Origin of the sequence: Promicromonospora sp. NPDC050262 (genome assembly GCF_040655935.1) — a bacterium.
Lineage (GTDB): Bacteria > Actinomycetota > Actinomycetes > Actinomycetales > Cellulomonadaceae > Promicromonospora.
Map to the genome: position 1 here is coordinate 160,925 of NZ_JBFAKX010000009.1, position 18,603 is coordinate 179,527.

Sequence of the window (18,603 nt, forward strand, 5' to 3'; positions counted from 1 at the left end):
GCGACCGTCACCCCGCTGTGACCACCGTAGCGCCGGCCTCGTGCTCCGCGAGGTCGCCGGTCGCGCCCGCCCGGACGGCGCGACCGCCCAGCACGTACACGTAGGTCCAGAACCCGGCGAGCACGATCGCGCCGATGACGATCTTGAGCCACCAGTACAGCTCGGAGCCGGTCACGAAGCCCTCCACGAGGCCCGAGACCGCCAGGGCCACCGCGAGCCCGATGACCGTGGTGATCAGGGCACGCCCCTCGGCGGCCATCGCGACCGACCGCTTGCGGTGCCCGGGGTCGATGAGCGTCCAGAACAGCCGCAGGCCCGCCGCGCCCGCGACGAAGATGCAGGTCAGCTCCAGCAGGCCGTGGGGTGCGATGAGCGTGAGGAACAGGTCGAGCTGGTCGTGCGCCGCCATCATGCCGCCGGTGGCGCCGATCTGGACCGCGTTCTGCCACAGCACGTTCAGGGTGAAGAAGCCGGTGATCCCGCCGGCGACGGCCTGCGCCGCGATCCAGGCGTTGTTGGTCCAGACCACGGCGGCGAACCCGATGCCCGGGTCGTAGTAGGAGGCGAAGGCGTTGTTGACGTACTCCTCCTGGGCGGACGGCGGCATCAGGGAGTTCATCGCGTCGGCGTCGGACGCGATGTAGACGCCCGCGACCACCGCGACGAGCACGCAGGCGGCCGTCACCGCGTGCGACCACCACCGGATCCGGTAGAACGCCGCGGGCAGCGACACCACGGCGAACCGCACCACCTCGCGCCACGCGGGCTCGTGCGACCCGGCGATGCGGGTGCGCGCCCGGTTGAGCACGTCGGACAGGCGGGTCACCAGCGCGGGGTCCGGCGCCGCCGACCGGACCGTCGACAGGTGCGTGGCCACCGACTGGTACAGGCGCACCAGCTCGTCCGACTCGGCACCGTCCAGCCGGCGTCGGGAGGCGAGCTCCTTGAGGCGGTCCCACTCTGCGGCGTGCACGGCGGTGAAGGCGTCGATGTCCACGACGGTAGTCTGCCGCACAGGGACCGCGGCACGTCCCGAGGCCCGCACCATCCGACAGCACCCCGGACCGGAGGAATCGTGCAGGACGGCATCGTCATCGGCGAGGGCGTGGTGCTGGACGCACGCCCGGCGTCGTTCATCACGCGCGCCATGGGCGCGATGCTCGACTTCCTCGTGATCGGCGCGGTGATCACGGCCGTCCTGGTCGTCGGCGCGGTCTGGTTCCTGGAGAACGCCGTGCTGGGCGAGGACATCGCGGCGATCGTCTACGTGCTGGCGAACGTCGTGGTCATGGTGGGCATCCCGGTCACGGTCGAGACGCTCTCGCGCGGCCGGTCGGTCGGCAAGCTCGCCTGCGGCATCCGCGTGGTGCGCGACGACGGCGGCCCGGTCCGGTTCCGGCACGCGCTGGTGCGGGCGCTGATCGGCGTGATCGAGCTGTGGCTGACGTTCGGCGGCATCGCGGCGATCGCGTCGCTGTCCAACGCGAAGGGCAAGCGCCTCGGCGACCTCGCGGCCGGCACGTACGCGGTGCGGGTGCGGGGCGGCAAGCCGCCGTCGGCCCCGGTCGTGATGCCGCAGTCCCTGGCCGCGTGGGCGCACACCGCGGACATGCGCCGCCTGCCGGACGGGCTGGCGCTGGCCGCCCGGCAGATGCTGGGCCGCGCCGCCCGGCTCGCGCCCGAGTCCCGGGCCCGGCTGGCCGACGACCTCGCCGGCCGCATCGAGCCGTACGTCGCCCCCGGTCCGCCGCCGGGAACGCACCCCGAGGCGTTCCTGCACGCGGTGCTCGCCGAGCGCCGCGAGCGCGAGCTCGACGCGGGTCAGCGGGAGCGCCGGCGGGCGCTGGAGCAGGCGGAGCTGCTGCACCGCCTCCCGTTCGCGGTGGCCGACCCGCCGCGCTGAGCCGGCTCGCGGCGCCCCCGACACCCGGCCAGGTCGGGCCGGCCCTGTCAGGTCAGGTCAGGTGCGGACGTCGTCCCAGGCCCGCATCAGGCCACGTGAGCGCAGCGCCGCCGAGCAGCGCAGCAGACCGGCCTGCACTGCCCGGCGCAGCCGGGCCGACGTCGGCCGCTCGATGCCGTAGTGGATCGCGACCGCCAGGCCGAGGCTCAGCGCGCCCGCGGCGAAGAGGGCGACCGTGCGCGTGGTCTCGTGGGCCAGCACGTCGATGACGGCGTACCCGAACTGGGTGTGCACCAGGTACACGGGATAGGTCAGGGCACCGACCGTGCCGAGCACGGTCGCGACCCTGCGGGGTGGTGCCGTCCTGCCGCGGAGCGTCGTCGCCCAGACGGCCACGACGCTGGCCAGCATGATCATCACGGCGATGACCGGGTCCACGGTGACGCCCTGCAGGTCGGACGCGCGGCCGGCGGCCTCCTGCACCCGCATCACGCACAGGACCAGGCCGCCCGCGAGCAGCGCGCTCGTGACCAGGTCGAACCCGTCCCGGTAGGCGAGGAAGAGCAGCATGCCGACGGCGAAGTACGGGGCGTAGACCGGCACGAGCCAGTCGGCGAGCCAGTGGGCGCCGAGCTCCTGCGCGGCCCAGCCGGCGAGCGGCCAGAGGGTGGCGAAGGTCAGCACGCGGTTGCGGGTGAGCGGGCCGAGCGCCAGCACCACGAGCACCAGCAGGTAGAACTTGAGCTCCACCAGCAGGGTCCAGAACACGACCTGGACACCGGTGACGTCGAAGAGGTCCTGCACCATCGTGAGGTTGACCAGTGTCTCGGTGAGGTCGGTCTGCCGGCCGCCGGACCAGAACTGCTGCAGGCCGACCGTCAGCACGATGCACGCCCAGTACGCCGGGAAGAGGCGGCCCACCCGGGAGGCGACGAAGCCGGCGATCCCGCGGCCGTCGGCGCTGAGCATGATCACGAACCCGGAGATCATGAAGAACAGCTCGACGCCCAGCCAGCCGTACCGGGTGACCTCGTTGAGCAGCGGGAACGCCCGGTCGGGGTCGGCGCCCCAGTAGCTGGTGACCGTCGAGGTGGCCGTGAAGTGGTAGAGCAGCACGGCGGCCGCGGCGCCGAAGCGCAGGCCGTCCATGGCCACGAGCCGGCCGGTGATCTTCCGGCGCGGGCTGCCCGTGGTCTCGGGATTCGCCTCGGGAACGGATGCGGTCAGGCTCTCGTCAGGACGGGTCATCGCCGCCGACCTTAGATCACGGAACGATAACGGTCAAAATCACCCTACCAGAAGCGACAGGAGCGTTTTGGCCGAAGTGTCCCAGTCGTACCCGGCGGCGCGGAGCCGCGCGGCGGCCGACCGCTCGGCCCAGGTGCGCGGGTCGTCGAGCTCGCGGACCGCGGCGACGTACCCGTCCAGGTCGTCCGGGTCGACGTACGCCCCCGCCGCGCCGCCGACCTCGCGGAACACGGGGATGTCACTGACCACCAGCGGCGTGCCGAGCGTCATGGCCTCCACCAGCGGGAGCCCGAAGCCCTCGTCGCGGGAGCCCGAGACCAGCGCCGTCGCGCCGCGCAGCACGTCGCGGTAGACCTCGTCGGACGCACCGTCGTGGAACACGAGCGTGCCCTCGCCGGCCAGCTCCGTCAGCCGCGTGCGCTGCTCGGCCGTGACCGGGCTCATGAGGTGCAGCTCCCAGCCGGGCAGGCGGGCCATGGCGCGGGCCGGCAGCTCGACGTTCTTGTACGGCATGAACGAGCCCATGTAGACGAGCGACCGGGTGCGGGGCGCGCGGGTCAGGTCCGGCACGGGGTCGGGCGCGTTCGGCACCACCGTGACCGGACGCCGGGTCAGCCGGTGCCGGGCGATCAGGTCGCGCGTGGTCTCCGAGACCGTGACCACGGCGTCGGCCCGGTTCAGCAGCACCCGCTGCGGCCACCACGCCAGGTGGAACGCCCGCCACAGCAGCCGCACGGCAGCGGGCAGGTTCCGCGGGGGCGTGGGGTGCCGGTAGTAGATGAGGTCGTGCAGGGTCAGGACCACCCGGTAGTCCCGTCCCCAGGTGCCCATGGTCTGCATCGGGCTGAACACGACGTCGGCGCCCGTGCGGCGCACCTGCCGGGCCACGAACGGCTCGCGCCAGCTCGTCGGGGCGCTCACCTTGTGCCACGGCAGCCCCTCCGGCAGGTGGGCGAGCTGGCGCTCGTCGTCCACCAGCACCTCGATCGGGTGCAGCCGGGCCAGCGCCGTGACGATGCCAGCGGTGTACCGGCTGATCCCGTCGTGCCGGCCGACCCGCAGGTAGCGGCAGTCGACGACGATCTTCATCTGATCTTCCCTCACTGTTCATCCCGGTCGCCGGTGGCCTGGAGACCGGCCAGGAATCCGGCCGTCTCCCGGGCCACGACATCCGGCGCCTCGTAGTGGGCCAGGTGGCCGATCCGCGGGACCACGGCCAGCCGGGCGTCGGCGAGCGCCGCCGCGAGGACCCGCTGGGACGGCAGCGGGGCGACGTCGTCGTTCTCGCTGGCGACCAGGAGCGTCGGCACGGTGATGCGCCCCGCGTAGGCGGAGACGTCGGTGCCCACCGACGCGTGGAAGGCCTCCAGCAGGGTGCGCCGGTCGGCGAAGCCGGAGAAGTACCGGTCGTGCTCCGCGTGGATCCAGCGCCGCAGGTCAGGGTCGTTCGAGGTGACCATCGCGAGGCTCGCCACGCGGGTGAACAGCGGGTGACGCAGCAGGCCGGTCCCGGCCCGCTCCGGCAGCGCCGCGGCCAGCCGGTGCACCCCCACGGTGACGGCGCTCATCGCCCGGCGCGGGCCGTCCAGCGCCGCCGTCGCGATCGGGTTGACCAGCACGAGCGCCCGCACGAGTGGTCCCGCCGGAGCCGCGCCGCCGGCCGGGCCGGCCACCGTCGCCGCCGCGACGATCGAGCCGAAGGAGTGCCCGGCCAGCACCGTGTCACCTCCTGGCGCGACGACGGCCAGCAGCTCGGCGGTCCACGCGGCGTAGCCGGCGACGTCGTGCACCCCGTCCGGCAGCGGTGCCGACGCCCCGAAACCGGGTAGGTCGGGAACCCATACCTGCAGGTCAGGACGTTGTTCCACGAGGTTCGCCACGATCGGCTCCAGCCCGTGGTGGTCGCCGCGCAACCCGTGCAGGAACACGAGCCGGTGCGGCGCCGCGGCGTCCCCGTACACACGGACGTGCGCGCGGACGCCGCGGAGGCGAAGGTCCTCGTCGCGCGCGGGTGTGGCCGCGACGAGTCCCGCGTACGGTGCCTGGAGATCGCGCGGGTGCGTGTCGGTGTTCATCGCGCTGACCCTAAGCACTCGAGGGACGGTCACGGGAGTGGTCGGAGAAAGATGGGGGAAAACCCCCATCTCATTACGGGGGGAAACCTGGTGGCGGAGAAGGGCGTCCTTACGTCACCGTTGTCCCATGCAAGCCATAGCGGTCGCCCTCGCCGTCCTCGGCGCCGCCCTGTTCGCCGGCGCCGCGGTCCTGCAGCACCGCGAGGTGGCCGACCTCTACGGGCAGCCCTTCCCCCGCGAGCGTGTCCTGTCCCTGCGCCGCCTCAGCCGGATCGTCCGACGGCCGGGCTGGCTGGCCGGGTTCGGGCTCGCGGCGGGCGGGACGATCGTGCACGCGGTGGCGCTGGCGCTCGCGCCGCTCCGCCTGGTCCAGCCGATCGGCGTGCTCGCCGTGCCCGTGGCGGTGCTGCTCTCCTCGCTGCTGCTGCGGCGGGTGCCCGGCCGCAACGTGCTGCTCGGCGTCGCCCTGACCATGGCCGGGGTGGCGGTCTTCGTGGCCGCGTCCGTGAGCGCCACCTCGGGCAACGTGCCACCACCCGGTTCCACGCTGCCGACCGTCCTGGTCGTCGGGGGTGTCGTGGTGGGCCTGGGTATCGCGGGCCTGGCGGCCGGCGGCTGGCTGCGCTGCGTCGCCTGCGCCACGGCGGGCGCCACCGCGTTCGGCCTGCTCTCCGCGCTCATGCGCGTGATCTTCCAGGAGCTCGCGGTCGGCACCCCCTGGCACGACCCGCAGGTGCTCGGCACGGCCGCGGCCGCGATCGCCGCGCTGGTGCTGGGCGGTTGGCTCGTGCAGCAGGCCTACCCGTCCGGCCCGCCCGAGGTCGTGGTCGCGTGCCTCACGGTCGTGGACCCGATCGTGGCCGTGCTGCTCGGCGCGGTGCTCCTCGGCGAGGGCGCCGACACGCCCGTCGCCACCTGGTTCCTCCTCGGTGGCGCGGCGCTCGCCGCGGCCGCCGGGGTCCTCGTCCTTGCCCGGCTTCACCCCGACGCCGTCGCGGCCCGCGCGGCGCGTACCACCCCGTCGAGACTTCCCGAACCATCGAGAGGTACAGCACAGTGAACCTGCCTGGTACTCCCCGCACGATCTTGATCGGCGCCGATACCTACCCGCCCGCCGTGAACGGCGCCGCCCGGTTCGCCGGCAGCCTGGCCACCGGCCTGGCCGGCCGCGGGTACGAGGTGCACGTCGTCGCCCCGTCGCCGACGGGCCGCCCCGTGCGCGAGGTGCGCGACGGCGTCGTCCTGCACGGGCTGCGTTCCAGCCGGTACCCCACGCACCACAACCTGCAGATCTCCCTCCCCTGGGAGACGCGCCGGGCGATCACGGACATCCTCGACGAGGTACGGCCCGACGTCGTGCACACCAACGGCAGCTTCATCGTCGGCCGCGCCCTGGTCGACGCCGCGCACCGCCGGCACCTGCCCATCGTGGCGACCAACCACCTGATGCCGGAGAACCTCGTCGGGTACCTGCTGGTCCCCGGCTCGATGCACCGCACGGTCGGGCGCTGGCTGTGGCAGGACATCGGCCGCGTCTACGCGAAGGCCGACGTCGTCACCGCCCCCACGCCGCGTGCCGTGGACCTGCTCGCGCAGCACGCCGGGCTCGGCCACGCGATCCCCGTGTCCAACGGCATCGACACCGACCGGTACACCACCACCGTCCGCGACGGCCGCACCGAGCCGACGGTCCTGTTCGTGGGCCGCCTGGACCAGGAGAAGCGGGTCGACGAGATCATCCGCGCCTTCGCCCTGCTCCCCGACGGCCTCCCGGGCCGGCTGGAGATCGTCGGCACCGGCGCCAAGGCCGACGACTGGGCCGCGCTCGCCGCCGAGTCCGGCGTCGCGGGGCGGGTCCGGTTCCGCGGGTACGTGCCCGACGACGAGCTCCTCACCGCCTACTCCGAGGCCGACCTGTTCTGCATGCCGGGGGTGGCCGAGCTGCAGAGCCTGGTCACGCTGGAGGCGATGGCCTCGGGCCTGCCGGTGGTCGCCGCCGACGCGATGGCACTGCCCCACCTGGTGCGCCCCGGCGTCAACGGCTGGCTCTACACGCCGGGCGACGTGCGCGAGCTGGCCAACCGGCTGGGCGACCTCCTGGCGGACGCCGGCCTGCGGCACCGGATGGGCGCCGCGAGCCGCGAGCTCGTCGCGGCGCACGCCGTGGACGGCACCCTCGACGCGTTCGCGGAGATCTACGAGAAGGTCCACGCGATGCGCGCGACCGCGGCGGCTGCCTGACCTGTCAGCACGTCCCGTACGTGTCAGACCCACAGGTCCCTCGGGTGACCTGTGGGTCTGACACGTACGGCCGCGTCCGACCGGGGTCAGCCGCCGAAGACCGGCGCCACCGCCTTGACCAGCTCGTTGCCGCCGAGCACCAGGAACATCGCGGCCACCAGCACCAGGATCACGTTGACCCACCAGCGGTTGCGCCACTGCTGCGGCACCGCCCTCGAGTTCATGAGGAACAGCAGGGTCAGCGCGAGGAACGGCATGAAGAGCGAGCCCAGCGCGCCGTAGACCACGACGAGCAGGATCGGCTTGTCGAGGAACAGCAGCGCCATCGGCGGGAACGTCAGCCAGAGGATGTACCACCGGTAGTAGGTGCCGCCGGCGCCGCGGCGACGGTCGTCGGCGGGCAGGTTGCGCATCGTGGCCACGAAGTCGGCGAACATGAGCGACACGCCGTGCCAGACACCGATCACCGAGGAGAACGTCGCGGCGAAGAACCCGACCAGGAACAGCGGCGCCATGAACGCCCCGTACCGCTGGGCGAGCACGTCGGCGACGTCGACCAGCCCCTGCTCGCCGTCGGCCACGGCCAGGCCCGCCGAGTACAGCAGCTCGGCGCCCACGATCAGCATGGCGATCACGAAGACGCCGGACATGAAGTACGCCCACGCGTTGTCGATCCGCATGACGCGCATCCAGCGGGGCGTGTCCCAGCCCTTCTCGGCTAGCCAGTACCCGTAGGCGGCCAGGGTGATGGTGCCGCCGACGCCGCCCGCCAGGCCGAGCGTGTTGAGGACCGCGCCCTCGGGGATGACCGGCACCAGCCCGGCCAGGATCTCGCCGAGGTTGGGCGTCGTCAGCGCCGCCGAGCCCACCACGGTCACGAACATGACGCCGATGAGCACGGCCATGACGTTCTCGAACGGCTTGTACTTGCCGAACCAGACCAGCACCAGCCCGGCCACGCCGGACAGCATCGCCCAGTACCGCACGTCCAGCACCGGGAACAGGCCGTTCAGCGCGAGGCCGACGCCGGACATCGCCGCCGCGCCGTAGCTGAAGCCCCAGACGACCACGTAGACGCCGAAGTAGACGACGGCCCACAGGCCGAGCGACTTCCAGCCGTCGAAGATGGTGCGGCCGGTCGCGAGCGTCCAGCGGCCGGCGCCCTCGACCAGCGCGATCTTCACGACGACGCCGAGGATCACCGCCCACAGCAGCGCGTACCCGTAGTTGCTGCCCGCGACCATCGTGGCGACGAGGTCACCGGCGCCGATGCCGGTGGCCGCCACGACGAGGCCCGGGCCGATGATGCGCCAGCGCGGTCTCTCCAAGGACTGGTCCTGCCCCACGCCTGACCTTTCGCGTGGTGCCGGCGCGTCCTCGGTCAGCCGATCTCCTGGAACCCCCTGCGAAGTGACCTCATTGTCCTTTTCCATGGCGTGACTGTACCCACGGGTTTCACCCGCCCAAAAGGGACGCGCCCGCACCTGTCCGGCGTCACAGAGGTTTAACAGGACTGCAATCCATTGCATACACACCCGACCTCATCGGAGTGATTGTATGCAATCGTCCTTCTCAGACCCGGATTGGATTCTCCAGTGCGCACTCCCCTGCCGCCGCGGCTGCGCGGCCCACTCGCCCCCGCCGCCGGCCTCCTCGCCGCGGCGCTCGTCCTGTCCGGCTGTCAGGAGGTGCAGACCGCCGCCCCCGCGCAGGAGACGGCCGACGTCACCGGCGTCACCCTGGACGGCCGGACGATCTCCGAGGGCGGAGACCTCGTCATGGCCCTGTCGGCCGAGCCCGACGTGCTCGACCCCACCACGTCGTCGTCGCTCTACACGCGGTACGTCATGCAGACGATGTGCGAGAAGCTCTACGACATCGACGAGGCGGGCGAGGTCGTCCCGATGCTCGCCACCGAGCTGCCCGAGGTGTCCGACGACGGCCTCACCGTCACCTTCCCGCTCAAGGAGGGCGTGCAGTTCGCCGACGGCACGCCGTTCGACGCCGAGGCCGTGAAGACCTCGATCGAGCGTCACCTCACCAAGGAGGACTCGTCCCGCCGCAGCGAGCTGGGCCCGATCGAGAAGGTGACCGCCGTCGACGACAGCACGGTCGAGATCACCTACGAGACGCCGTTCGCGCCGCTCACCGCCGTGCTCGCCGACCGCGCGGGCATGATCATGTCGCCGACCGAGCTCGAGAAGGCCGGCGACGACTTCGGTGAGCACCCCGTCTGCGTGGGTGCCTTCAAGTTCGTCGAGCGCGTGCCCCAGACGTCCATCACGGTCGAGCGGGACCCGCTGTACTACGACGCCGAGAACGTGCACCTGGACACGATCACGTACCGGATCATCACGGACGCGAGCATCCGCTCCGCCAACCTGCGCTCCGGCGACGTGCAGGTGGCCGACACCCTCTCGACCCAGGACCTCGCCGAGCTGGAGGACGCCGACGGCGTGGGCCTCCTGGAGGTCGGCTCCCTGGGCTACCAGGCCATGACGGTCAACGTGGGCAACACCGACGGCGTCGGCGCCCCGCCCGGGACGATCGACACCCCCATCGCCACGGACCCGCGCGTCCGCGAGGCCCTCTCGATGGCCGTGGACCGCGAGCAGCTCGTGAAGTCCGTCTTCAACGACCGGTTCGACCCGGCCTGCTCGCCCATCTCCCCCGCGTCCACGTTCAGCACCGCGGCGAGCGAGGCGTGCCCGGAGTACGACCCCGAGGGCGCCAAGGCGCTCCTGGAGGAGGCCGGCGTGGAGGTGCCGTACAAGATCGAGATCAAGGTGACCAACACGCCCGACACCCTGCGCCTGGCGCAGGCCGTCCAGGCCTCGGTGGCCGAGGGCGGGTTCGAGCTGACGATCGTTCCCGTCGAGTACTCCTCGCTGCTGGAGGTCCAGGAGCAGGGCGACTTCGACCTGCTCCAGCTCGGCTGGTCGGGCCGCGTGGACCCGCACGGCAACATGTTCAACTTCCTGTCCACGGGCGCGGGCAACAACTACTCCGGGTACAGCAACCCCGAGGTCGACGACCTGCTCACCGAGGCGGCCACCGTCATCGACCCGGCCGAGCGGGCCGACCTGTACGGCCAGGTCGTCACGCAGGTCCAGGAGGACAACCCGATCATCTATCTCTACCGGACGCGCAGCCTGACCGGCTACGCCGACGAGGTGGCGGGCATCTCCACGTACGCCGACGGCGTGGTCCGGCTGAGCCACGCCGCGTTCGTCGACCCGAACGAAGGCTGAGAGCACCTCCGATGCGTCGTTACCTCCTCGTCCGCCTCGGGCAGTCGGCGATCACGCTGCTGCTGGCGTCGATGGTGATCTTCCTGGGTGTGCGCATGCTGCCCGGCGACCCCGCGCTCGCGATGGCGGGCGAGGAGGCCACGCCGGAGCGGCTCGCCATGATCCGCGCCGACCTCGGCCTGGACCAGCCGGTCTGGGTGCAGTACGGGCGCTTCCTCGCCGAGGTCGCCTCGGGCGACCTCGGCGAGTCCACCCGCACCGGGGCGTCCGTCGCGAGCATGATCGGCGCCACCCTGCCGGTGACGCTCTGGCTGTCGCTCTATGCGATCGTCGTGGCCGTCGTGACCGGCGTGGCGCTCGGCCTGCTCGCCGAGCGCTACCGCGGCCGCTGGCCCGAGTGGGTCGCGAACGCGGCGGCGCTGACCAGCCTGTCGGTGCCGAACTTCTGGCTCGGCATGCTCGCGATCCTCTACCTGTGCATCGGCCTGGGCCTGTTCCCGGCGTCGGGCTACGTGCCGCTCACCGACGACCCGGTGGGCTGGCTGGTGCACCTGACCCTGCCGGCGCTGATCCTCGGCACGGGCCTGGCCGCCGTCATCATGCGGCAGACCCGGGCCTCCATGATCGAGGCCATGCGCACCGACTACGTGCGCACGGCCCGCGCCAAGGGCCTCGGCCGGACCCGGGTGCTGCTGCGGTACGGGCTGCGCAACTCCCTGATCGTCGTGGTCACGATCGCCGGGCTCCAGCTCGGCGGCCTCATCTCGGGGGCCGTGGTGACCGAGCAGATCTTCGCGCTGCCCGGCTTCGGGAAGCTCACGCTCGACGCCGTCTTCCAGCGCGACTACCCGGTCATCCAGGCCGTCGTGGTGCTCACCACGGTGGGCTACGTGCTGGTCAACCTCGCCGTGGACGTCCTGTACTCCGTCATCGACCCGCGCATCCGAGTGGGAGGCCGCTCATGACCGTCATCGAGCACAGCGATCTCGCGCCGGAGGCCGCACCCGCCGTCGTCGGCCCCCGGCGGCTGCTGTCCCGGCTGCGCACCCCGCAGGCGATCACCGGCGCCGCGATGCTCGCGGTGGTGGTCCTGGCCGGGCTGCTCGCGCCCCTGCTGGCCCCGCACGGCCCGGCCGAGGTGCACTTCGACGCCCCGTTCCAGCTGCCCGGCACCGTCGGCTTCGCGCTCGGCACGGACGACCTGGGCCGCGACGTGCTGTCCCGGATGATGTACGGCATCCGGGCGTCGCTCATGGTGGGGATCGTGGCGGTAGGCCTCGCCGTCGTCGTCGGCACGCCGCTCGGGCTGGCCGCCGGCTACTGGCGCCTGCTCGACGCGCCCGTCTCGCGCCTGACCGACGTGACGCTCGCGTTCCCGTTCCTCATCCTCGCCGTGGGCCTGGCCGCCATCAACGGGCCCAGCCTGGCCGGCGCCGCCATCTCGCTCGGCATCGCGCAGGTGCCGACGATGGTGCGTGTGGTGCGCGCCGAGACGATGCGCCTCAAGGAGAGCCCGTTCGTGCTGGCCGCGACCGCGATGGACGCGTCCGGCCCCCGGATCCTCGCCCAGCACGTCCTGCCCAACTGCCTGTCCGCGATCATCGTGCAGGCCACGGTCATCATGCCGGCGGCGGTCCTGGGCGAGGCCGTGCTCTCGTTCCTGGGGCTCGGCATCCAGCCGCCCACCCCGTCTCTGGGCATCATGCTCTCGGACGCGCAGCAGTACCTGGGCCGCGCGCCCACCGCCGCGCTGTTCCCCGGCCTGGCCATCGTGGCCATCTGCCTCGGCTTCAACCTCCTCGGGGACGCCCTGCGCGACGCCCTCGACCCGTCCACCGACCGTAAGTGAGTGTCATGACCTCCGCTCCGTCCGCCCGGCCCACCTCGCCGTTCGTCCGCCCCACCACCCCGGCCACGCGGCCCGACCTGCGGGGCACGTTCGGGATGGTGGGCTCCACCCACTGGATCGCCACCGCGAGCGCCCAGGCCGTGCTCGAGCGCGGCGGCAACGCGTTCGACGCGGCGGTCGCCGGCGCGTTCGTGCTGCACGTCGTGGAGCCGCACCTCAACGGGCCGGGCGGTGACATGACCGGCGTCTTCGTGACGGCGGACGAGCCGGCGCACCCGCGCGTGCTGGTGGGCCAGGGTCCGGCGCCCACGGGCGCGACCATCGAGCACTACCGGTCCGAGGGCCTCGACCTGGTGCCCGGTTCGGGCGCGCTGGCGGCGGCGGTGCCGGGCAGCGTCGACGCCTGGCTGCTGCTCCTGCGCGACCACGGCACCTGGGACCTGGGCGACGTGCTGGCCTACGCGATCGGGTACGCCCGCGACGGGCACCCCCTGCTCGAACGCGTCGCCGGCACCCTGCGCACGGTCGCGGGCCTGTTCCGGGACCACTGGCCCACGTCGGCGGCGCGCTGGCTGCCCGACGGCGAGGTACCCGCCGCGGGCACGGTCGTCACCAACCCGGAGTACGCCGACCTGCTGGACGCCGTGGTCGCCGCGGGTGCGCAGGCCCCGGACCGCGCGGCGGCGATCGACCTGGCCCGCGCCGCGTGGCGCGAGCGGGTGGGCGCGGCCGTCGAGGAGTTCGTGGCCACGCCGCACCGGCACTCCGACGGCGGCGACCACGCCGGCGTCATCACCGCGGCCGACATCGCGGCCTTCTCGGCGTCGTACGAGGACGCGACCACCGTGACCTTCCGCGGGTACACGATCGCCAAGACCGGCGCCTGGGGCCAGGGCCCGGCGCTGCTGGCCACCCTCAAGATCCTGGAGGGGCTCGACGACGCCGCGCTGGACCCGTCCACCGAGCTCGGTGCGCACACGGTCATCGAGGCGCAGAAGCTGGCGCTGGCCGACCGCGACGTCTGGTACGGCGACCCGGCCGCGGACGACGTGCCGCTGACGTACCTGCTGAGCGAGGAGTACGCGGCCGCGCGCCGGGCGCTCATCACGGACGCCGCGAGCCACGAGCTGCGCGCGGGCGACGTGCCGGGCCGGACGACGCCGGCCCTGCCGGTGCTGCGTACCGAGTACGCCACCAGCGCGCCCGCGGGGTCGCTGCCGGGCGCGCCCGGGAGCGGCGCGGCTGCGGGTGTGGGCGAGCCGACGGTGCCGGCGCCCGGCGTGGGCGAGCCGACCGTGCCGGCGCCCACCACCGAGCCCGACTCCCCCGAGCACACCGGCGCCACCCGCGGCGACACGTGCCACATCGACGTCGTGGACCGCTGGGGCAACATGGTCTCGGCCACGCCGTCGGGCGGCTGGCTGCAGTCCTCGCCCACCGTGCCCGGCCTGGGCTTCTGCCTGGGCACGCGCCTGCAGATGACGTGGCTGGACGAGGCGTCGCCGTCGGCCCTGACGCCCGGTCGACGCCCCCGGACCACGCTGACGCCCACCCTCGTGCTGCGCGACGGCGAGCCCGTGATCGCGCTCGGCTCGCCGGGCGGCGACCAGCAGGACCAGTGGCAGCTCCTGTTCCTGCTGCGGGTGCTGGTGGGCGGGTACACCCCGCAGCAGGCGATCGACGCGCCCGCCCTGCACACGACGTCGTTCCCCGGCTCGTTCTGGCCGCGCACCTGGACGCCCGGCGGGGCGGTCGTGGAGGACCGGCTGGGCGACGACGTCATCGCCGCGCTGGAGGCCCGCGGCCACGTCGTGACCCGGGCCGGCGACTGGGCGCTGGGGCGCCTGTCCGCCGTGACCCGCGACCCGGCCACGGGCCTGCTGGGCGCGGCCGCCAACCCGAGAGGAGCGCAGGGATATGCCGCAGGACGCTGACCACTCCGCCGCGCCGCTGCTGCGCGTGCGCGGCCTGGACGTCGCGTACGGCGACACCCCCGTCGTGCGCGGCGTCGACCTCGACGTCGCGCGGGGCGAGCGGGTGGCGATCGTGGGCCAGTCCGGCTCGGGCAAGTCGACGGTGATCGCCGCGCTCCTGCGGCTGCTGCCCGGCGCGGGCCGAATCACCGGCGGGACCGTCGAGCTCGACGGCGAGGACCTGGCCACCACGGGCGAGGCCCGGATGCGGGCCGTCCGGGGCGGCCGGATCGGGCTGGTGCCGCAGGACCCGGGCACCAACCTCAACCCGGCCATGCGGCTGGGCGACCAGGTGGCCGACGCGCTGCGCGCGGGCGGCCTGCGGGGTCCGGCGGTGCGGCAGCGGGTGCTGGAGCTGCTGGCCGAGGCCGGCGTGCCCGAGCCGGAGCGCCGTGCGAAGCAGTTCCCGCACGAGTTCTCCGGTGGCATGCGCCAGCGCGTGCTCATCGCGACGGCGCTGGCCCGCGAGCCGGAGCTGCTGCTCGCCGACGAGCCGACATCGGCCCTGGACGTGACCGTGCAGCGGCGCATCCTGGACCACCTGGTGGCGCTGGCCGAGGCGCACGGGACCGCGATGATCCTGGTCACGCACGACCTGGGGCTCGCGGCGGACCGTGCGGACCGGGTGATCGTGATGCTCGACGGCCGGATCGTGGAGCAGGGCTCGCCCGAGCAGGTGCTGCGGTCCCCGCAGCACGAGTACACGCGGCGGCTGGTCGCGGCGGCGCCCGCGGCCGTCGTCGCGCAGGGCGACGCGGGGGTGCGGAGCGAGGTCCGTCCGCCCTCCGTCGTGCCTGCGGACGGCGACCCGTCCGCCACGGCCGGGGCCGGCGACGTCGTCACCGTCCGGAACCTCGTCAAGGAGTACCGGGTGCGCGGGCGCGGCGGGCTGCTGCGCGCCGTCGACGACGTGTCCTTCTCCGTGCCGCGCGGCGGCACCACCGCGCTGGTGGGCGAGTCGGGCTCGGGCAAGACGACGGTCTCGCGCATCCTGCTCGGCCTGGAGACGCCCACCTCCGGCGAGGCGCTGGTGGACGGGAAGGCCATCGCCGGGGCGGGCCGGGCCGACCGGCGCGCCCTGCGCCGTCGGGTGCAGCCGGTGTTCCAGGACCCGTACGCGTCGCTCGACCCGACCCACACCGTGGAGCGGGTCGTCGACGAGCCGCTGCGGATCTTCGGCATCGGCGACCGGGAGTCGCGCCGGGCGCGGGTCGCGGAGCTGCTGGACCAGGTGGCGCTCCCCCGGGACGTCGCGCAGCGGCACCCGGGCGCGCTGTCCGGCGGGCAGCGGCAGCGGGTCGCCATCGCGCGGGCGCTGGCTCCCGCGCCGGAGCTGCTGGTGCTCGACGAGGCGGTCTCGGCGCTCGACGTGCTGGTCCAGGAGCAGATCCTGGACCTCCTCGCTGACCTGCAGGAACGGCTCGGCGTGTCGTACCTCTTCATCAGCCACGACCTCGCGGTGGTCCGCGGCATAGCGGATAATGTGGTGGTGCTGCGGCAGGGCCGCGTCGAGGAGCAGGGGTCCGTCGACGACGTGTTCCACTCCCCGCGGGCCGACTACACCCGAGACCTGCTAGGAGCCATCCCCGGTGCCGCTTTCGCCCGATGAGCCCGCGCTCCCCCCTCTGGTGCGACCCACCGTGCAGGACGCGATCCGGCGCGACATCATCGCCGGCGTCCTGACGCCCGGCGCCCGCGTGACCGAGGCCTCGCTGGCCCAGCGGTACGACGTCTCGCGGGTGCCGGTCCGGGAGGCGCTGCGCGGGCTGGAGAGCGAGGGTTTCATCGACTCCCGGCCGCACGTGGGCTCGCGGGTCGCCGCGATCCCGGTGCACGACGCCGACGACCTGTTCGCGGTGCGGGAGGCGCTGGAGGTGTCGACGGCGCGCAGCGCCGCCCGGCGGGCGGCGGCGCTCTACTCGGGCGACGAGAGCCCCGAGGACTGGTGGCGCCTACGACGGCAGATCGCCGGGCTGCTCGACGCCGGGGACGCACACGTCGCCGCCGGCGACCTGGACCCCCTGGTGGGCATCAACGACCAGATCCACATCGCGATCGCCGAGCTCAGCGGCAGCGCGACCCTGACCCGGCTGCTGCGCCAGCTCTCCTGGAAGATCGAGTGGCTCTACGCCGCCGACATGCAGTCGCGCGGCAAGCGGCTCTGGCCCGACCACCGGGTGATCGTCGGGGCGATCGACGCCGGCGACGGCGAGCGGGCCGCCGCCCTGATGGCGGCCCACGTCCGGGAGTCGCGGATCGGCTACCTGTCGCGCTACGGCATCACGAGGCCCAGCTCGGACCCCGAGGTCGCCGCCGCGGTGCGGCAGCAGCAGGGTGGTGCGCCCGACGGCGCCCGGCCCGGCGCCGATACCGTGGGGGCGTGACGAGCGACGAGCAGACCGGCGCAGCGCAGACCGGGGGCGAGCAGACCGGGGCAGGGCACGAGGGCTGCGGGTGCGGGTGCGGCGCCCCGGGGCGGGAGGCTTTCCTCCCGCTCGGTTCCCGCCCGGCCGACGCCGCCGCGGCACCCGCCCGGGGCCGGCACGACGTCGAGCAGGCCCAGGTGCCGGCCGGCCGGTTCACGATGGGCGACTCGTCGGGCGACCGGAACCCCGGCGACGGCGAGGCACCGCTCCACGAGGTCGCCCTCGACGCGTTCGAGATCGACGCGACCACGGTGACGAACGCCGACTTCGCGCGGTTCGTCGACGACACCGGCTACCGCACCGAGGCGGAGACGTTCGGCTTCTCGGCGGTCTTCCACCTCGCCGTCGCGGCCGACCCCGGCGACATCATGGGCCAGGCCGACGGCACCCCGTGGTGGTTCGGCGTCCGCGGCGCGGACTGGGCGCACCCGGGCGGGCCGCGCTCCGTCGTCGACGGCCTCGACGACCACCCCGCAACCCACGTGAGCTGGAACGACGCCATCGCCTACTGCGCCTGGGCGGGCCGGCGCCTGCCCACGGAGGCCGAGTGGGAGTACGCCGCCCGCGGCGGCGTCGAGGACGCGAAGTACCCCTGGGGCGACGCCGAGGTGGACGACGGCGGGTGGCGCGCCAACATCTGGCAGGGCTCGTTCCCGCGGACGAACACGCTGGACGACGGCTGGCTCACCACCGCGCCGGTGCGGACGTTCGAGCCCAACGGGTACGGCCTGTGGCAGCCCGTGGGCAACGTCTGGGAGTGGTGCCAGGACTGGTTCGACCCTGGCTACTACGCGCACTCCCCCGCGGCCAACCCGGCGGGCCCCGACCGGGGCGCCCAGCGGATCCTGCGTGGCGGCAGCTACCTGTGCCACATCTCGTACTGCAACCGCTACCGGAACTCCGCGCGCTCGTCGAACACGCCGGACTCGTCGATGGGCAACGCGGGCTTCCGCACGGTGGCCCTCGCCCCGGGTCTGTGAGCGGGGCCGTTCAGGTCAGCAGGTCGCGGTACTGCGCGCGGGCCTTCTGGAGTCGAAGTCGAGGGTCACGAGTTCGAGCAGCCGCCCGGCGTCGTCGAACCCGAGCAGGAGTCAGCGGCGCGGGTCGTCCTCATCGTCCAGCAGCGCACGATAGGCGGGCTGCTCGACGGCGCGCAGGACGCCTGCCTCGGTCAGCCGGTCGCGGCGAAAGTGCTTACGGGCGGAGTCGTGCAGCCTCACACGACGTGCGCCCAGGCACGCACGGCCGCCCGGATCGCCTCGGACCTGTTCGCCAGCCCCTCTGCCTTGGCCTGCCGGTCCAGGGCCGCGAGGGTCGCGGCGTCCAGCCGAGCCGGCACCACCTCGCCCGGCCCGTCACCGGCCGGCGGACGACCGCGGCGACGCAGCTTGGTCACGTCGTAGCCGGCCTCGGCCTCGTCGGCCCACGCCTGGATCTGTTCCTCGCTCACCGCCTGTCCGCGGATCTTCCCGTCGCTCATGTGAATATCGTATACGTAAAGTGGTGGCAGTCAACGGCCATGCTCCGCTGATCAGGTGAACGTAGGAGCAGTCGCCGCATGAGCGCTCTTGCGGCGACTGCTCCTACGTTCGGCTGCCAGGGTCGGGGCCAGCGCCGGGGCCAGGGCCGGGGCCGGG

Annotated in this window: 17 protein-coding genes; 10 read left to right on the forward strand and 7 right to left on the reverse strand. The window is 73.4% G+C overall.

Going from position 1 to position 18,603, the window contains the following annotated elements:
* Window positions 1-7: 7 nt before the first annotated feature.
* Window positions 8-997: a stage II sporulation protein M gene (locus AB0I29_RS15615; protein ID WP_357482835.1), complete on the reverse strand. Its 990-nt coding sequence runs from the start codon at window positions 995-997 to the stop codon at window positions 8-10.
* A 78-nt stretch (window positions 998-1,075) separates the two neighbouring features.
* On the opposite strand from AB0I29_RS15615, the gene AB0I29_RS15620 reads away from it, so the two are divergent.
* Window positions 1,076-1,903, forward strand: coding sequence for an RDD family protein (locus AB0I29_RS15620; protein ID WP_285108282.1), 828 nt, complete (start codon window positions 1,076-1,078; stop codon window positions 1,901-1,903).
* A 57-nt stretch (window positions 1,904-1,960) separates the two neighbouring features.
* Here AB0I29_RS15620 and AB0I29_RS15625 read toward each other — a convergent pair whose 3' ends face one another.
* The 3 genes from AB0I29_RS15625 to AB0I29_RS15635 are packed head-to-tail and all read right to left on the reverse strand — an operon-like array spanning window position 1,961 to window position 5,226.
* Complete coding sequence (locus tag AB0I29_RS15625) at window positions 1,961-3,151, reverse strand: acyltransferase (protein ID WP_285108281.1); 1,191 nt, start codon at window positions 3,149-3,151, stop codon at window positions 1,961-1,963.
* A gap of 39 nt (window positions 3,152-3,190) precedes the next feature.
* Window positions 3,191-4,240 (reverse strand): glycosyltransferase family 1 protein, encoded by a 1,050-nt coding sequence (locus AB0I29_RS15630; RefSeq protein ID WP_285108279.1) that lies wholly within the window; start codon window positions 4,238-4,240, stop codon window positions 3,191-3,193.
* A gap of 11 nt (window positions 4,241-4,251) precedes the next feature.
* The gene (locus AB0I29_RS15635) at window positions 4,252-5,226 is read right to left on the reverse strand and encodes an alpha/beta hydrolase (protein ID WP_357482840.1); all 975 of its coding nucleotides are present in this window, start codon (window positions 5,224-5,226) and stop codon (window positions 4,252-4,254) included.
* Between the two features lie 127 nt (window positions 5,227-5,353).
* On the opposite strand from AB0I29_RS15635, the gene AB0I29_RS15640 reads away from it, so the two are divergent.
* Entirely contained in the window at window positions 5,354-6,286 is a 933-nt protein-coding gene (locus AB0I29_RS15640; protein ID WP_285108276.1) for a DMT family transporter, read from the forward strand.
* Entirely contained in the window at window positions 6,283-7,467 is a 1,185-nt protein-coding gene (locus AB0I29_RS15645; protein WP_357482844.1) for a glycosyltransferase, read from the forward strand. Before AB0I29_RS15640 ends, AB0I29_RS15645 begins: the two co-directional genes overlap by 4 nt.
* An 86-nt stretch (window positions 7,468-7,553) precedes the next feature.
* On the opposite strand, the gene AB0I29_RS15650 is transcribed toward AB0I29_RS15645, so the two are convergent.
* A complete protein-coding gene (locus tag AB0I29_RS15650) occupies window positions 7,554-8,795 on the reverse strand; it encodes an Nramp family divalent metal transporter (protein WP_357482847.1) in 1,242 nt (413 codons plus the stop codon).
* A gap of 267 nt (window positions 8,796-9,062) precedes the next feature.
* Here AB0I29_RS15650 and AB0I29_RS15655 point away from each other — a divergent pair, with 267 nt between their 5' ends.
* Genes AB0I29_RS15655 through AB0I29_RS15685 form a run of 7 tightly spaced genes read left to right on the forward strand, consistent with a single transcriptional unit; the run spans window position 9,063 to window position 17,946 of the window.
* Window positions 9,063-10,718 carry an ABC transporter substrate-binding protein gene (locus tag AB0I29_RS15655; protein WP_357482850.1) on the forward strand — a complete coding sequence of 552 codons (1,656 nt, stop codon included), beginning with the start codon at window positions 9,063-9,065 and terminating at the stop codon, window positions 10,716-10,718.
* Between the two features lie 11 nt (window positions 10,719-10,729).
* Window positions 10,730-11,683 (forward strand): ABC transporter permease, encoded by a 954-nt coding sequence (locus AB0I29_RS15660; protein ID WP_285108271.1) that lies wholly within the window; start codon window positions 10,730-10,732, stop codon window positions 11,681-11,683.
* Window positions 11,680-12,567 carry an ABC transporter permease gene (locus AB0I29_RS15665; protein WP_285108269.1) on the forward strand — a complete coding sequence of 296 codons (888 nt, stop codon included), beginning with the start codon at window positions 11,680-11,682 and terminating at the stop codon, window positions 12,565-12,567. The genes AB0I29_RS15660 and AB0I29_RS15665 overlap by 4 nt, the downstream gene beginning before the upstream one ends.
* A gap of 5 nt (window positions 12,568-12,572) precedes the next feature.
* Window positions 12,573-14,501, forward strand: coding sequence for a gamma-glutamyltransferase (locus AB0I29_RS15670; RefSeq protein WP_357482855.1), 1,929 nt, complete (start codon window positions 12,573-12,575; stop codon window positions 14,499-14,501).
* Window positions 14,485-16,149 carry an ABC transporter ATP-binding protein gene (locus tag AB0I29_RS15675; protein WP_357482858.1) on the forward strand — a complete coding sequence of 555 codons (1,665 nt, stop codon included), beginning with the start codon at window positions 14,485-14,487 and terminating at the stop codon, window positions 16,147-16,149. Before AB0I29_RS15670 ends, AB0I29_RS15675 begins: the two co-directional genes overlap by 17 nt.
* Before the next feature lie 19 nt (window positions 16,150-16,168).
* Window positions 16,169-16,924 (forward strand): GntR family transcriptional regulator, encoded by a 756-nt coding sequence (locus AB0I29_RS15680; RefSeq protein WP_285108265.1) that lies wholly within the window; start codon window positions 16,169-16,171, stop codon window positions 16,922-16,924.
* Window positions 16,921-17,946 (forward strand): formylglycine-generating enzyme family protein, encoded by a 1,026-nt coding sequence (locus AB0I29_RS15685; protein WP_357482861.1) that lies wholly within the window; start codon window positions 16,921-16,923, stop codon window positions 17,944-17,946. The genes AB0I29_RS15680 and AB0I29_RS15685 overlap by 4 nt, the downstream gene beginning before the upstream one ends.
* A gap of 111 nt (window positions 17,947-18,057) precedes the next feature.
* Here AB0I29_RS15685 and AB0I29_RS15690 read toward each other — a convergent pair whose 3' ends face one another.
* Both AB0I29_RS15690 and AB0I29_RS15695 read right to left on the reverse strand, forming a co-directional pair.
* The gene (locus AB0I29_RS15690) at window positions 18,058-18,186 is read right to left on the reverse strand and encodes a hypothetical protein (protein ID WP_357482864.1); all 129 of its coding nucleotides are present in this window, start codon (window positions 18,184-18,186) and stop codon (window positions 18,058-18,060) included.
* A complete protein-coding gene (locus AB0I29_RS15695) occupies window positions 18,183-18,446 on the reverse strand; it encodes a ribbon-helix-helix domain-containing protein (RefSeq protein ID WP_357482867.1) in 264 nt (87 codons plus the stop codon). Before AB0I29_RS15695 ends, AB0I29_RS15690 begins: the two co-directional genes overlap by 4 nt.
* Window positions 18,447-18,603 lie beyond the last annotated feature (157 nt).